This window comes from Massilia jejuensis (assembly GCF_042656795.1).
In the GTDB taxonomy this organism is placed as follows: domain Bacteria; phylum Pseudomonadota; class Gammaproteobacteria; order Burkholderiales; family Burkholderiaceae_D; genus Telluria; species Telluria jejuensis.
In genome coordinates this window covers 128,895-144,100 of record NZ_JBHSMS010000036.1, presented here as the reverse complement: position 1 = coordinate 144,100, position 15,206 = coordinate 128,895, and the positions used below count along the sequence as shown (strand labels likewise).

At 66.8% G+C, this 15,206-nt stretch carries 12 protein-coding genes; 5 read left to right on the top strand and 7 right to left on the bottom strand.

The genetic code is table 11. The features are described from left to right. Positions 1–52: 52 nt before the first annotated feature. Genes ACFPOU_RS11280 through ACFPOU_RS11270 form a run of 3 tightly spaced genes read right to left on the bottom strand, consistent with a single transcriptional unit; the run spans position 53 to position 2,867 of the window. Complete coding sequence (locus tag ACFPOU_RS11280) at positions 53–715, bottom strand: NAD(P)H-binding protein (RefSeq protein ID WP_379720849.1); 663 nt, start codon at positions 713–715, stop codon at positions 53–55. A 15-nt stretch (positions 716–730) separates the two neighbouring features. Then, entirely contained in the window at positions 731–1,594 is an 864-nt protein-coding gene (locus ACFPOU_RS11275; RefSeq protein ID WP_379720846.1) for a glycosyltransferase family 2 protein, read from the bottom strand. Between the two features lie 25 nt (positions 1,595–1,619). After that, the gene (locus ACFPOU_RS11270; protein WP_379720843.1) at positions 1,620–2,867 is read right to left on the bottom strand and encodes an O-antigen ligase family protein; all 1,248 of its coding nucleotides are present in this window, start codon (positions 2,865–2,867) and stop codon (positions 1,620–1,622) included. 281 nt (positions 2,868–3,148) lie between these two features. Here ACFPOU_RS11270 and msbA point away from each other — a divergent pair, with 281 nt between their 5' ends. Together msbA and waaF are read left to right on the top strand one after the other, a co-directional pair. Further along, on the top strand, positions 3,149–4,813 hold the full coding sequence (gene msbA / locus ACFPOU_RS11265) for a lipid A export permease/ATP-binding protein MsbA (protein WP_379721237.1): 1,665 nt from the start codon (positions 3,149–3,151) through the stop codon (positions 4,811–4,813). After that, on the top strand, positions 4,810–5,835 hold the full coding sequence (gene waaF, locus ACFPOU_RS11260; RefSeq protein WP_379720840.1) for a lipopolysaccharide heptosyltransferase II: 1,026 nt from the start codon (positions 4,810–4,812) through the stop codon (positions 5,833–5,835). Before msbA ends, waaF begins: the two co-directional genes overlap by 4 nt. Positions 5,836–5,925: 90 nt before the next feature. On the opposite strand, the gene ACFPOU_RS11255 is transcribed toward waaF, so the two are convergent. After that, on the bottom strand, positions 5,926–8,187 hold the full coding sequence (locus tag ACFPOU_RS11255; RefSeq protein ID WP_379720837.1) for a family 1 glycosylhydrolase: 2,262 nt from the start codon (positions 8,185–8,187) through the stop codon (positions 5,926–5,928). Between the two features lie 247 nt (positions 8,188–8,434). On the opposite strand from ACFPOU_RS11255, the gene ACFPOU_RS11250 reads away from it, so the two are divergent. Next, positions 8,435–8,671: a hypothetical protein gene (locus tag ACFPOU_RS11250; protein WP_379720834.1), complete on the top strand. Its 237-nt coding sequence runs from the start codon at positions 8,435–8,437 to the stop codon at positions 8,669–8,671. Positions 8,672–8,711: 40 nt separating this feature from the next. On the opposite strand, the gene ACFPOU_RS11245 is transcribed toward ACFPOU_RS11250, so the two are convergent. The 3 genes from ACFPOU_RS11245 to ACFPOU_RS11235 form a co-directional block, all read right to left on the bottom strand. Then, complete coding sequence (locus ACFPOU_RS11245; RefSeq protein ID WP_379720831.1) at positions 8,712–9,791, bottom strand: DUF2515 family protein; 1,080 nt, start codon at positions 9,789–9,791, stop codon at positions 8,712–8,714. Positions 9,792–9,802: 11 nt separating this feature from the next. After that, positions 9,803–10,360, bottom strand: a complete 558-nt coding sequence (locus ACFPOU_RS11240) for a PAAR domain-containing protein (protein WP_379720828.1) — start codon at positions 10,358–10,360, stop codon at positions 9,803–9,805. 156 nt (positions 10,361–10,516) lie between these two features. After that, positions 10,517–11,593, bottom strand: coding sequence for a substrate-binding domain-containing protein (locus tag ACFPOU_RS11235; RefSeq protein WP_379720825.1), 1,077 nt, complete (start codon positions 11,591–11,593; stop codon positions 10,517–10,519). Between the two features lie 120 nt (positions 11,594–11,713). Between ACFPOU_RS11235 and ACFPOU_RS11230 the strand changes: the two genes are divergently transcribed. Together ACFPOU_RS11230 and ACFPOU_RS11225 are read left to right on the top strand one after the other, a co-directional pair. Further along, the gene (locus tag ACFPOU_RS11230) at positions 11,714–13,354 is read left to right on the top strand and encodes an OFA family MFS transporter (protein WP_379720822.1); all 1,641 of its coding nucleotides are present in this window, start codon (positions 11,714–11,716) and stop codon (positions 13,352–13,354) included. 119 nt (positions 13,355–13,473) lie between these two features. Then, positions 13,474–15,174: an NAD(P)H-dependent oxidoreductase subunit E gene (locus ACFPOU_RS11225; RefSeq protein ID WP_379720819.1), complete on the top strand. Its 1,701-nt coding sequence runs from the start codon at positions 13,474–13,476 to the stop codon at positions 15,172–15,174. Positions 15,175–15,206: the final 32 nt, after the last annotated feature.

Sequence of the window (15,206 nt, the reverse complement as noted above, 5' to 3'; positions counted from 1 at the left end):
CATCGAAAAACGACGGCCGGGCGCCTCGGTCCTTACAGCTGGCGCGCCACCTTCATTGCTGCATCGCGCCTGAGCGCAGGATCACCTGACCCTGCGCCGCGGGAACACGGGCGAGCAGCGCGCGGGCCACGTCGGCGGCCCTGATTGCCCGGTAGTCGGCGGGAATGAGCGGCCGCAGCACGCCGGCCAGCAGCGCGCCGATACGCTCGCCGGGGCGCGCCGCCTGCCCCAGCGCGCCGCGGTCGCCGGTCAGCAGAGATGGCCGCGCGATCACGAGGCCCCCGAAGCCGAGTGCGCCCACCGCCTCTTCGAGTTCGCCCTTGACGCGGTTGTAGAAGACGCGCGAGCGGCTGTCGGCGCCCATCGCGCTCACCAGTCCCAGGCGCCGTGCACCGGCACGCCGCGCGGCGCGCGCCAGCGCCAGGCTGGCATCGAAGTCTACTGCGCGAAAGGCGGCCTGGCTGCCGGCTGCCTTGATCGTCGTCCCGAGCGCCAGGTAGGCTTCGTCGATGCCGGGCAGGTCGGGCAAGGCGGCGAAATCGACGACCTGCGCCGCCAGCTTCGGGTGGCGCATTGCCAGGGGGCGCCGCGCCAGCACCTGCACCGTGCCCACCGTGGCGTCGGACAGCAGCAGGCGCAGGATTTCCTGTCCGACCAGGCCGGTGGCGCCGGCCAGCAAGACCCGGCGCGCGGCCGGATTACCCGTGTTGTCCATGGCGGTGCGCGCGGCTCAGGCGGCCGGCAGCTTGTCGGTCGCCGCGGCCGGCGCCCGGGTGCCGTGCTCGCGCAGGCCGATGGCCGCCTGGGTTGTCTTGTGCACCATCCGTTCGAGGACGATGTGCTGGTTGCTCGAAGCCTGGTCGCGTTTCGCTTCGCGGTGCCACAGGTGGAACACCTCGGTCGCGTAGGCGCCGTCCTTGCGCATCACGCCGGCGTGGAACAGGCGCGCGACCGCGTCCGAATCCTCGTAGCCCCAGCCGCGGAAGCTCTCGTCGAAGCCGTTGACGCGTTCCAGGTCGCTGCGCCAGAAGGCCATGTTGCAGCCCTTGATGCGGCGGAAGCTGAAGCGGTGGCGCCGGCGGCCCAGGTCCGGCAGTTTCACCAGCAGCTGCGCCGCCTTGCCCAGGCCGCCTTGCAGGCGGTAGCGCAGCTTTTCGGCCAGGCTGAGCGCTTGCAGGTCGATCGCCTCGGCCAGCACGCGCTTGCTGAAGGCGTCGCTGAGCAGGATGCGGCTGCCGGTGACCATGTAGCCGGGTTCGGCCAGCGCGCGGTGGCGGGCGATGAAATCGTGCTGCGGCACGCAGTCGCCGTCGAGCGTGACGATATAGTCGCCGGTCGCGGCCAGGATGCCGTTGTTGCGCGATTCGGCCAGGCGAAAGCCGTCGTCGGGCTGCCACACGTGGCGCAGCGCCACCGGCGCGCGCGCCTGCAGTTCTTCCACCAGCGCGCGCGTCGCTTCGCCCGAGCCATCGTCGGCGATGATGATCTCGAAATTGCGGTCGCTCTGGCGGAAGCAGGCTTCGACGCAGGCGCGCAAGGCTGCCGGCCAATTATAGGTGGCGATGACGAGGGAAATGCGGGTGTCGTTGTCCATGCCGGCGCAATGCTGTGTGAAACGCTTATTGTGCAGCGCCGCGCCGCTGGATGCAATGTCCGTACAGCGCGCCCGCCAGCAGCAGGAACCAGTAGGCTTCGGTCGGGTCCCACAGCAGGCTGTTGAACAGCGAGGTGATGCCGTAGATCGCCACCAGCAGCGCCAGCGCATCGGCGCTCGGGTCGCGCCGCCACAGCGCGGCCTTGCCGAGCGCGCCGAGCAGGGCGAAATACAGTCCGACGCCGATCAGGCCGAGCTGAACGGCCAGCAGCAGCGGCTCGCTGTGCGGCTGGTGGCGCTTGTTCTGGTCGTGCGGGGAGCCGACCCAGATGCGTTTCGACTCGGGCGCGAAGACTTCGGAAAAGGAGCCGGTGCCATGGCCGAGCAGGGGGCGATCGACGACGGCCTGGGTGCCGACCTTGATGAAGCTCTTGCGCAGGCCGTTCGGCGAGGCTGCATTGTCGCTGCTCACTTCGGTCACCAGCAAATCCATGCGTGTCTTGAAATTGGGCGACACCATGTAGACGCCCGCGAACAGGACCGATACGGCCGCGGCCACCAATATGCTGCGCAGCAGTGTGATCCTTGCCCGCAGCAGGTACAGCGCGAACAGGCCGACGAACAGGCCGACATAGCCGGTACGGCCATTGCCCATCAGGATGGGCGCCGCGAAATAGACGCCCAGGACCAGCAGGCCGGCGCGCTTGGGCGCGTCCTGCGGATAGGTCGCGGCCAGGAAGGCGGCGCAGGCGGCGAACGAGAGCAGGATGCCGATCGTGATGTGGTTGCGGAAGGCGTACGGATCGCTGATGTCGCCCACGCGCCACCAGCCCAGGCTCGAGCTGGGCATCCTGTCGAGCCAGACCAGGTAGAGCGACGTGGCCAGCACCGCGCAGCCGGCCAGCGACCAGCGCAGCATGCGCGCCGGCAGGTCCGGCGCGCGCCAGCACAGGCAAACCGCCAGCGGCAGCACCAGCAGCTTGGCATATTTGCGCATCGCGTTCTGGACTTCGTCCGGCGGCGCGACCGACCAGGTGCCGCCGGCCAGCACCAGCGCCAGCAGGAGGAGTGCGCATAGCGACGCCGGCGTGCGCAGCGGCCGTGCCAGCGAACGGTCTGCAACGAGGGCCAGCACGAAGGCAATCAGGGCCAAGCCGATGAACACATTCATTAGCGCGGTCGAGAACGGGATGCTGAAGGCGGCGGGCAGCAGCAGCAGGCGCGCGGCGCGTTCGATGCGCCCGCCGGCGGCGGGGGAGGACGGGTACTGCATTGGTTCTTCCTTATTCAAGGCGGCGCGGCGGCGTGTCGCCACGGGGCAGCCGGCAAAATCCCGTGCATTGTACCTTAGACAATTTGCGCTTCGGCCAGCCGCGCGGGCGAACGTACGCGTGCGCGAGTATGCGAAAATGGCGAGCTGACCGTCCCCGCCAGCGGGCCGGAGTCCTTGCGGCGCCGCGGCGCCGCCACCGCATGCGGAAGAGAAAATTGGAAAACAGTGTCATCGTCAGGCGCCTGTGGGCGTTCATCAAACCCTACCGGTCGCGCGCCTGCATGGCGCTGCTGGCCATGGCGCTCACGGCGGCGACCCAGCCGCTGCTGGGCAAGGCCTTGCAGCTCTTGCTGGACAAGGGATTCAAGAACAAGGTCGAGTTTTCCCTGTGGTGGATTCCCGGCGTCCTGATCTCGATCTTCGTCCTGCGCGGGATCGGCACCTTCGCCACCGCCTACCTGAACAACTGGGTCATCAGCCGCGTGCTCAACGATATCCGCGCACGGCTGTTCGACCGCCTGTTGCGCCTGCCGGTGGCGCGTTTTCATGAAGAGTCGACCGGCAAGATCATCAACACCGTGATCAACGACGTGCGCCAGGTGGTCGACATGATCAACTCGGTTTTCGTCGCCTGCGTGCGCGACGTGCTGGTGGTGATCGGCCTGCTCGGCACGCTGCTCTACCTGAACTGGCGCCTGACCCTGGTCGCGATCGTCGTCATGCCGCTGACCGCCGGCATCGTGCGCACCACCACCAAGCGCCTGCGCCAGATGCACCGCGAGAACCAGCGCGTCACCGGCGAAATGACGCAAGTGGTCGAGGAAGCGGCGCGCGGTCACCAGGTGATCCGCGTGTTCTCCGGCGAGCGCTACGAGCGCCAGCGCTTCGACACCCGCAGCGAAGCGCTGCGCGGCTTTTCCCAGCGCAGCACCGTCGCTTTCGCCGCCACCACGCCGATCACCCAGGTTGCCACGGCCATGACGCTGTCGCTGGTGATCGTGCTGGCGATCCGCGCCAACATGACAGTCGGCGAATTCACCCAGTTCGTGACGATGATGCTGATGCTGCTCACGCCGCTCAAATCGCTGGCCGAGGTGAACGGGCCGATGCAGCGCGGGATCGCCGCCGCCGAAACGGTGTTCGAGATGATGGATTCGCCGGTCGAACGCGACACCGGCACGCGCGAACTGGCCAGGGCCAGCGGTCACCTGCGCTTCGAGAACGTCGTGTTCCGCTATCCGAACGCGGCTGCGCCGGCGCTGCAGGACGTCAACCTCGACATCCAGCCCGGCCAGACGGTGGCCCTGGTCGGCATCTCGGGCGGTGGCAAGTCGACCTTCGTCAACCTCGTGACGCGCTTCTACGATCCCGAAGGCGGTCGCATCCTGCTCGACGGCGTGCCTTACACCGACTTGCGCCTGGCGAACCTGCGCGCGCAGCTGGCGATGGTGAGCCAGAACGTGGTCCTGTTCGACGACACGCTGGCGGCCAATATCGCCTATGGGGTGGAGCGCATCGACTACGAGCGCCTGGCCGCGGCGGTGCGCGCGGCGCACCTGACGGACGTGGTGGCGCGCCTGCCGGACGGGGTCGAATCGATGATCGGCGAGAACGGCATGCGCCTGTCGGGCGGCCAGCGCCAGCGCGTGGCGATCGCGCGCGCCATCTACAAGGACGCGCCGATCCTGATCCTGGACGAAGCGACGTCCGCGCTCGACAACGAATCCGAACGCGCCGTGCAGGCCGCGCTCGACACCCTGATGGCCGGGCGCACCACGATCGTGATCGCGCACAGACTGTCGACCATCGAGCGCGCCGACCGCATCGTCGTGATGGAGCAGGGCCGCATCGTCGAGCAAGGCACGCACGAAGCGCTGCTCGCGCAGGGCGGCGTGTACGCCAACCTGTACCGGCTGCAGTTCGCGGCCACGGCGGCCGAAGCATGAACGGACGCACCCTCGTCATTTCGCCGAACTGGATCGGCGACGCCGTGATGGCGCAGCCACTGCTGCAGCGCCTGAAGGCCCGGCATCCCGAGCGCCCGATCGACGTACTGGCGCCGCCCTCGGTGGCGCCGGTCTGGCGCGCGGTGGTGGAAGTCGACACCGTGCTCGAAACGCCGTTCCGGCACAAGGCGCTGCAACTGCGCGAGCGCTGGAAGTACGCGAAGGTGCTGCGCGCGCGCGGCTATACGGACGCCTACGTGCTGCCCAACACCCTGAAATATGCGCTCATCCCCTGGCTGGCCGGCGTCAAGCGCCGCGTCGGCTACAAGGGCGAAATGCGCTATGGCCTGATCAACGTGATGCATCTGGACGACACCCCGCCGCGGCCGATGGTGCCTTTCTACGCGGCGCTGGCGAACGCGCCGGGCGCACCCCTGGCGCCAGCGCCGCGCCCGCGCCTGCAGGTGGCGCCCGCGCGCATCGAGGCCGCCATGGCGGGTGCCGGCCTGGCGCCGGACCGGCCCCTGGTCGTGTTCGCACCGGGCGCCGAATTCGGCCCGGCCAAGCGCTGGCCGCCGCGCCATTTCGCCGCGCTGGCACAGGCCATCCTGGCACACCAGCGGCATGCCCTGATCGCGCTGCTCGGCTCGCCCAAGGACCGCGAGACCTGCGACGAGGTAATGGCGCTGGCCGGCGCCGCGGCATCGGCCATGCTGAACCTGGCCGGCCGTACGCAGCTGGACGAAGCCTTTGCCCTGATCGCGCGCGCGGGTGCCGTGGTGGCCAACGATTCGGGCCTGCTGCACATCGCGTCGAGCCTGAACCGGCCCGTGATCGCGCTGTATGGCCCGACCGACCCCGACCACGCGCCGCCGTTTTCCGACATTGCCCAGGCGCTGTCGTTGCGCATCGATTGTTCTCCCTGCCGCCGGCGCGAGTGCCCGCTGGGGCATCACGATTGCATGGAGAAGATGGAGGCGCCGCTGGTGTGGAAGGCACTGGCGCCGATGCTCGCGCCGTGACGCGGTAGCCGCGACGGCGCAGGCATGTCCGGACACGAACGGCGCGTGGAGCCGGGACTCCACGCCGCTGAAGATCACCCGTGCCGGCTGTCAGCTCGCATAATGCGCCGCGCCCCCGACCATTTCCCCGTCATCGACCGCATGCTCTTCCAGCGCCCGGATATAGCGCGCCAGCGCATCGTCGAGCGAGGGCAATAACAGGGCGCGTTCGCTGCCCAGCGCCGAGTAGTGCGGACGCACCGCCACATGGCCCAGCTCCGTGGCTGGCCGCTCCTGCAAGCCGCGCGGGTCGACGCCGGCCACCGCGCAGGCCTTGCGCGCCAGCTCGGCCCAGGTGACGGCTTCGCCATTGGTCAGGTGCCAGATGCCGCGCTCGCGGTCGATCAGCAAATCGAGGCTGACGTTGACCAGGTCCGGCACGTAGGTCGGCGAGACCACCAGGTCGTTCGAGGCGGTGAACGGCCGGCCGCTGCGCAATGCGGCCAGCGCCTGCGTGACGAAATTGTGCTGGTCCCAGGGGCCGAAGAAGGAACTGGTGCGTATGACGAGGGCCTGCGGATCGGCTTCCAGGACGCGGCGCTCGGACTCGGCCTTGCTGCGCCCGTACACGCCGAGCGGCGCCACCGGATCGGATTCGACATACGGCGTATCCTTGGCGCCATCGAACACCAGGTCGCTCGAGAAGGTCATGAAGCGCAGCGCGTGGCGGATGCAGGCCAGGGCCAGCACCGTCGGGCCGTGCGTATTGCCGTCCATGCAGCCGGCGACGTCGGTCTCGGCCTCGTCGACGCGCACATAGCCGCCGGCATTGATGATCGCCCAGGGCTTGAAGCGCTGGATCGCCGCCTCGACCGAGGCGGGATCGGTAATGTCCATCTCCTGGCGCGTCAGCACGTGGTGCGCCAGGTTGCGCTTTTCGCAGATGCGGGCGAAGGCCGAACCGAGGGTGCCGGTGGCGCCCGCGATCAGGATCGGCTGGACATGTTGCGACTTGAACTGGCCGCGCACCGCGATGTCGGCCACCGCCGTGCGCGTGGCGACCGGCCTGCACAGGAAGCGTCCGGGGCGGCGCCACCAGCCCTGGCCTTGCAGCACGGGGTGCGAGAGCGGACGGCCGCTGGCCAGTTCGCGCATCAAAATCGCCACCGCGGTCGGACGCGGCACCGGGCCGCGCACGTCGAACGGCCCCGGTTCGTAATAGCCGCGGCATTCGGTGACCAGGCAATTCCAGTCGTAGGAGCCGAGCAGGGCCCAGACCGTGACGGCGCGGATGTCGGCGCCGTTCGCCTTGATCTTCTTGGCGGCGTTCCAGATCTCGAGCAGCCAGCGCAGCTGGTCTTCGCGGTTGGCATCGATGTGGGCTTCGGTGATTGCGATCGGCAAGCCGTAGCGGTCCCAGGTTTCCTGCAGCAGCGGCCCGATGCCGGGCGTCGGCGTGGCCAGCGCGCGCGGGGTCTCGATGTCGGCATGCAGGTGGCCGTCGTAGGCGTGCACGCGGTCGGCCGGATAGCGGTCGGTGCGGTGGTCCAGCCAGCGCTCGCTGGTGGCGTAGTAATTGACGCCGATGATGTCGGGCGGGCAGGGGTTGTCGCGGAACCAGAGCAATTCGTCGGGCGAGGCGCCGGAGTCGAGCAGGTAGCCCCACAGCGCATGCTCGGGGTCGACTTTCCCGCACAGGAAATCCCAGGCCAGCCAGCGCCGCTCGTTGAAGAAGTTCGCCAGCCAGGCCATTTCGGGCGTGCTGTAGGTTTTCGACAGGTCGTCGGTTTGCACCAGCCTGGCATCCGGGTTGACGGCGCGGATCGCGCGCATCGACAGCACGGTCGCGCGGCATTGATTGAGCAGGGCGCGGACAAAGGTCGCGTGGCTCTTCCCATGCGGATACCAGACGCCGGCCAGGCCGGAGAAGCGCGCCGTCGTCAGGGGTTCGTTGACGGGGGTATAGAACGCGACCCAGGGATAGCGCCGGGCGACCGCGCCGGCATACTCGGCAAGCTTTTCCGGAAAGGCCGGATCGATCAGGCTGGTGTGTTCGGGGCCGCTGCCATGGTGGATCAGACCGACGATCGGCGTGACGCCCAGGCGCTGCAGCGCCGGCAGGCGCGCGTCCGGCCAGGACCAGTCGGCGTCGTCGATGCCGTTCGGTGCGGTACGCTCCCACAGCACCGGATAACGGATCGCCTTGATCCCCAGCGAGGCGAAACGTTCGATGTCTTCGACACGGTCGGCGTGGCCATTGCGTTCCATCTGGCTGAAATAATGGTCGCCCACACGGTTGACCGTGCATTCGAGCCCGCCCCACAGCGCCAGCTCGTTGTCGGACTCTGGCTGGAAGTGCTTGTCGATGTTCATGAGAAATACCTGCTAGTTATGAGACAGGCCCTAGCCTAGCGGTGCAGCGCAGCATGCTATGTGAAACGGCCAACATATAGAGAACATTTCGGACTAATCCTACTTTTTCTCTTCATATCCATTTCCTCTGCTAAATATCTGCTATCTGCATCGAAATCGTGCGCTTCTGTTTTGTGGTGGGAGGCAAACTTTGCTACAATGTTGCCTGTTCGGCAATTTCGTCAAAATGCGCTTGTTGGAGCAGGGTATGTACATGGTGTATTGGACAGTTATTGAGGAAACCGACCCTCGTCCGCATGCGCAGGGATTTGGCACGGACGAGATGGTCAAGGCGATGGGCTTCATGGAAGACTTGCGGCGGCGCCAGCGCGCCGGCGAGGGGGTACGCTTCATCACCATGTGTTCCGAGCACCCGGATGCGGTCGGGCATCCGGGGGTGGATGTGACGGGGGCGGATTACGACTGGAAGAAGCGGCGGCGGTGAAGGAGGCCGTGATCGCGGGGCGTTTTTTACCGGGGGCGCTTCATGCGACACCGCCACCGGCAGCGATCGCGCGGATCGATGCCTCGACATAGGGGCGTTCGGGGCCGTGCACCAGGCCATGAAACTGTTTCGCGGCCGCCAGTACGAACTTCATGCGCTGCTCGGCTACCCACAGTTTGGCGTATCTGTTGGATGAAAAAGGAAAAGCGAATTCCTCTTTCGCCTTGCATTGGGCGGACAGTGTCAGTTCGATTTTTTCGGCTTCGCCAGTCGGGAATCCAGTGACCAGGGCATACTGGTTCAGGTCGAGTAACTTCTGCAGGACGGGATCGTTGTACATGATTTTTTGCAAAATGTTCACCTGTTCATGCCGGGCAAGGCGCTCGACGCTCGGCGCCAGATCTCCCGATTCGATGAGATCGAATCCGGCCCGGATTTCTTGAAATGGCGTACCGAACCGCAGCGTATTTGGATCGGCAGCCCACACCACCGGATATTTGTCGTTCCGCCTTTTAGCGAGATACCTGCTGAATTCCTCCCACCCCCGCTCCATGAAAAACCTGTGCAGTGGATAGATATCCAAAAACAGGTGCGCGTTCCCGCAGCTAAGCTTTCCGTACACATACGCCGCCCCAAGTTCCGTTGCCGCTTCAGCCCCGGCCGCCGCCTCCGCCTCCGCCTCCGGCATGGCGCCAGCAATCGACATCAATAGCGCTTGCCTCGCAAGCCGGTTCTTGTCGATCGTCTCGGCCGAGTGCAGCAGCCCGCAGCCGACCTGCTTCGATGCGAACGCTGCCAGTCCCGCCCATTGGAAGCGGTTGTCGGCCAGCCACAGCTTCGCGTAGGCGGCATTGATGCGTTTATTCCGTTCGCGGTCGTTGCCCTCGACGCTGCCATTCACCATGAGGATGCCTTCCGCCTCCGCCTGGAAACTGCCCCACAGGTGTTCGGGCGTAAGGATGGGAACGGCGATCGCCTTCTGCACGGTGGCGGCCGGGCCGACGCAGTGGTGCAGCTTGCATTCGCCGATCGGCTTGAGGTTGCCGTTGACAGGAATGCCGTGGTACTTGTGGCGTGCGAACCAGGGGTTCGGCGCTCCGGGGACATAGCGTGCCAGCATGGAGACGCTCCTCAGGTGCAGGCTTTGTCCGCGAGCCAGGTCACGGTGCCGGCGCGCTGCGCGGCGGCCAGCGGCTCGGTGCGCCCCTGGTCGTCGAGCAGGTCTTCGAGCGGCCCGTCCGGCAGGTCGAGCCGGTAAGAACCGCTTTCCAGGGGGGCGTGCGTGTCCGGGTCGACCAGCACCAGGGGCAGCACGTCGGCTTCGTCCGGATCCATCGCGGCGGCGTTGGCGCGCGCTGCCGTCTCGGTGGCCGCAGCAAGCTTGCCGGCATACCAGTCGCTGTCGATCGACTGGCATGCCAGGGCCTGGGCGGCGACCAGGCGTGGCGGCGGGCTGCACTGGCAGACGCACAGGTCGTCGTGCAGGGCGGGCAGGCGGCCGTCGACGGTTTCGTCCAGGCGAGGCCCGTCGGGCACGATGACGCCCTCGGCCAGGCAGGCGGGGCACCAGCAGGTGTCGCCGGCGAGCGCCAGCGGCGCCCCGTCGATCGTCCTGAAGCGGCTGCCTGAAGTGACCTTGCCGCCGGCCGTGGTCGGCGCGCCCAGCGTGATGAAATATCTGTCCAGCATGGCGTCCTCTTGCCCGTGCAGGCAAAGACTCCAATCTAGCGATGGACGAGGCTGCTTATTTGCGCGCGCGCAGGGCTGTAATGACGAGCTCGACGGACGGGGCATGCGGTGCGCCGGGCGGCGCGGCGCGAAAGCAACGCTTGCGCCGTGCCCGCCTCATGTTCGCGGCGAAAAGGCGTCGGCGATCGCGACCAGCTCGCCCGTGCCGGTGGCGTCGTAACCGGGCAGGGCGGCCACCAGGCGGTGGTAGGCGGGGTCGCGCATGATGGCGAGCAACTGTTGCATGGCCGGTTCGTCGACGGCATCGGTGCGTAGCGCGAAATAATAGTCTTCGCGAACCAGGGGCGCGAAATCGAGCTTGAACTGGGCGGCGGCGGCGCACATGCCGATGCCGGCGTCGGCCATGCCGCTGGCGATATAGGCGGCCACCGCCGAATGCGTGAACTCGGCGCTGTTGTAGCCGTTGATCGATTCGAGTGGCGGGCCGTCGGCGGCGAGCATCATCTCGAGCAGCATGCGCGTGCCGGAGCCGGCCTGCCGATTCACGAAGCGCACTTCGGGACGCGCCAGGTCGGCCAGGCCGGTGATGCCCAGCGGATTGCCGCGCGCCACGATCAAGCCCTGCTGGCGGCCCGCCACGCGCACCAGGCAATGCAGGTTCGGATCGAGCCAGCGCATGTACCAGGCCGCCGTGGCGGCCTGGAAACGCCCGAGTGGAATGTGAAAGCCGGCCACGTCGCATTCGCGCCGCGCCAGCGCCGCCACGGCATCGGTGCTGGTACGATAGCGCAGGTCGAGCGGCAGCGTGTCGCGGTCGATGCGGTTGATCAGGGCGGCGACGGCAAAGCCGTGGCTGCCGTCCATGCGCAGGGTGCGGATCTTGTTGGCGGCCATGCGCCCGAGTTCGGCTTCCAGTTCGGACGCCAGGCTGTGCAGCGTCGGCGACAGGCGCGCGGCGATGCGGCGGTCGGCCCAGACCAGTTTTTGCGCCAGCGGCGTGAGCAGGGTGCCGCGTCCGCGCCCGGTCTGCAGCAGTTGCTCGCCGAACAGGGTTTCTGCCGAACGCAGCAGGCCCCAGGCATAGCGGTAGGACAGGCCCACGCTTTTTGCGGCCTGGGCAATCGAGCCCGTATCCTGGATCGATAACAACAGGCCGAGCAGGTCGGCCGTGTCGAGCGCCTTTTCTCCCTTGACGCTGATTTCCCAATGCGGGCGGATGTGGACTTTTAGCATATGCTTAAAATAGCCTATTTATAGGCCAAATGCATCATGCTAACCTCCGCAGGCAATAAAAAATGCCTGATATATATGCGCAAAAAAGCATATTCAGAAACCAAAAAAACCGGAGGGGACATGGGTTTATTCGATTTTCTAAGTAAGGAGCGCACGATTGCGGGGCCGGGCTTCAACCGCTGGCTGGTACCGCCCGCGGCGCTCGCCATCCACCTGTGCATCGGCATGGCGTACGGCTTCTCGGTGTTCTGGCTGCCGCTGTCGAAGGCCATCGGCATCACGGAATCGGTGGCCTGCGCCGCCGACATGGGCTTCATGGCCCAGATCTTCTCGACCACCTGCGACTGGAAGATTTCGATGCTCGGCTGGATGTACACGCTGTTCTTCGTGTTCCTCGGTCTTGCAGCATGGCTGTTCGGCGGCTGGCTCGAGCACGCCGGTCCGCGCAAGGCAGGCATCGTCTCGGCGGTGTGCTGGTGCGGCGGCCTGGTGATCTCGGCCTTCGGCATCTATACCCACCAGATCTGGCTGATGTGGCTCGGTTCCGGCGTCATCGGCGGCATCGGTCTCGGCCTGGGTTACATTTCGCCCGTCTCGACCCTGATCAAATGGTTCCCGGACCGCCGCGGCATGGCGACCGGCATGGCCATCATGGGCTTCGGCGGCGGCGCCGTGATCGGCGCTCCGCTGGCCGACAGGCTGATGAAGCATTTCGCTACCGCCAACTCGGTCGGCGTGTGGGAAACCTTCCTGGCCCTGGCTGCCATCTATTTCGTCTTCATGGTCGCCGGCGCGCTGACCTACCGCGTGCCCGCCACCGGCTGGAAGCCGGAAGGATGGACCCCGCCGGCCAAGTCGGCCAACACGATGATCACCTCGAAGCACGTGCACGCCAGCCGCGTCTGGGGCATTCCGCAGTTCTGGCTGGTCTGGGGCGTGCTGTTCCTGAACGTCTCGGCCGGCATCGGCATCCTGGGCATGGCCTCGCCACTGATCCAGGAGATGTTCGGCGGCCGCCTGATCGGCGTCGATGTGGGCTTCAACGACCTCGATACGGCGCAAAAGGGTCAGATCGCGGCCATCGCCGCCGGCTTCACCGGCCTGCTGTCGCTGTTTAACATCGGTGGCCGCTTCGTGTGGGCATCGTGCTCGGACTACATCGGCCGCAAGGCGACCTATTTCATCTTCCTGGTGCTCGGCTTCATCCTGTACGTGTCGATTCCGTCGCTGGCGGCAGCCGGCCAGCTGGCCTTGTTTGTTGCCTGTGCTTGTATCATCCTGTCGATGTATGGCGGTGGTTTTGCCACCGTGCCGGCCTACCTGGCCGATCTGTTCGGTACGCAGATGGTGGGCGCGATCCACGGCCGCCTGTTGACGGCCTGGGCTGTTGCCGGCGTGGCTGGTCCGCTCCTGATCAACTACCTGCGCGAATACCAGATCGCCAATGGCGTGCCGAAGGCGCAAGCGTATGATGTGACGATGTATGTCCTGTCCGGCCTGGTCCTGCTGGGCGTCCTCCTCAACGCAATGCTGCGTCCGGTGGCCGACAAGTACTTCATGACCGATGCAGAACTGGCGGCCGAGAAGAAACTGGCGCACGAGCGTGACATCAGCACGATGACCGGTACCCGCGGCAGCGGCAGCGGCAGCGTCGCCACCACCAGCCCGGCTGTGACGGCCTTCGCCTGGCTGGCTGTCGGCATCCCGCTGGCGTTCGGCATCTGGGTGACGCTGCAAAAGGCGTCGGCATTGTTCAGGTAAGTAAGTTGCTGTAGAAGCGGGTCGGACGCGTGAACGGGAGCACCGTCCACGCGTCCGACCCCTTGGAAACAGCGTAGCGCATCCATCACCGAATTCTTGATCATTTAATGGGACGCCCCATGAACCACCCCATCATCCCGATCGCCGTTGCCGGCGCGACCCGCCAGCGCAAGCGCGAAGCCCCGAAGGGCCGCCGCGTCGATCCGCAAGCGCTCGCCGAGGTCCAGGCGCTGCTCGGCGCGCAATCGCGCCAGCGCGACCTGCTGATCGAACACCTGCACAAGATCCAGGACCGCTTCGGCTGCCTGTCGAGCGCGCACATGGCCGCGCTGGCGCAGGAAATGCGCCTCGCGCAGACCGAAGTCTACGAAGTGGCCACCTTCTACCACCACTTCGACGTGGTCAAGGAGGGCGGCACGGCGCCGGCCGCGCTGACCGTGCGCGTCTGCGCCGGCCTGTCGTGCGAGATGGCGGGCGCCCAGGAACTGCTGGCCAGGCTGCCGGCGCTGCTCGGACGCGAGGTGCGCGTCCTCGAAGCGCCGTGCATCGGCCGCTGCGAGCAGGCGCCGGCGGCGGTGGTGGGACAGCATGCGATCCCGAACGCCACCGTCGAGACGGTCGTGGCAAAAGCCGCGGCCGGCGAGACGACCGACCTGGTGACGCACCACGTCGACTTCATGGATTACCGCAAGGACGGCGGCTACCAGCTGCTGCGCGCCTGCGCCGCCGGCGAGCACACGGTTGAGGACGTCATCAAGACGCTCGAAGCGTCCGGCCTGCGCGGCCTCGGCGGCGCCGGCTTCCCGCTGGGCCGCAAGTGGCGCATCGTGCGCAACGAAACCGGTCCACGCCTGATGGCAATCAACATCGACGAAGGCGAACCCGGCACGTTCAAGGACCGCGTGTACCTCGAACGCGACCCGCACCGCTTCCTCGAAGGCGCCCTGATCGCGGCCTGGGCGGTCGGCATCGAAGCCATCTATATCTACCTGCGCGACGAATACCACGGCTGCCGCGCCATGCTCGAGGCCGAGCTCGACAAGCTGCGCGCCGACCCGCCGGTGCAGGGCATGCCGCCGATCTTCCTGCGCCGCGGCGCGGGCGCCTATATCTGCGGCGAAGAGTCGGCCATGATCGAATCGATCGAGGGCAAGCGCGGCATGCCGCGCCTGCGTCCGCCTTACGTGGCGCAGGTGGGCCTGTTCGGCCGCCCGACGCTGGAACACAATTTCGAGTCGCTGCACTGGGTGCGCGAGATCCTGGAACGCGGCGGCGACTGGTTCGCCGGCTTCGGGCGCAATGGCCGCCGCGGCCTGCGTTCGTTCTCGGTCTCGGGCCGCGTCAGGAATCCGGGCGTGAAGCTGGCTCCGGCCGGCATCACGATCACTGAACTGATCGAGGAATTCTGCGGCGGCATGCAGGACGGGCACAGCTTCTACGCCTACCTGCCGGGCGGCGCCTCGGGCGGCATCTTGCCGGCATCGATGGGCGACATCCCGCTCGACTTCGATACCTTGCAACCCTACGGCTGCTTCATCGGCTCGGCCGCGGTCGTCGTGCTGTCCGACCGCGACAGCGCCACCGCCGCCGCGCGCAATACCCTGGCTTTCTTCAAGGACGAGTCCTGCGGCCAGTGCACGCCCTGCCGCAACGGCACCGCCAAGGCGCTCGACATCATCCGCAAGCCCGTCTGGGACGTGCCGCTGCTGGGCGAGCTGTCGCAGGTCATGCGCGACGCGTCGATCTGCGGCCTGGGCCAGGCCGCACCGAATCCTTTCGACTGCGTCATCAAATACTTCCCGCACGAGCTGGCTAGGTAAAGCTCAGTGAAGCTCAGTAAAGCTCAGTAAAG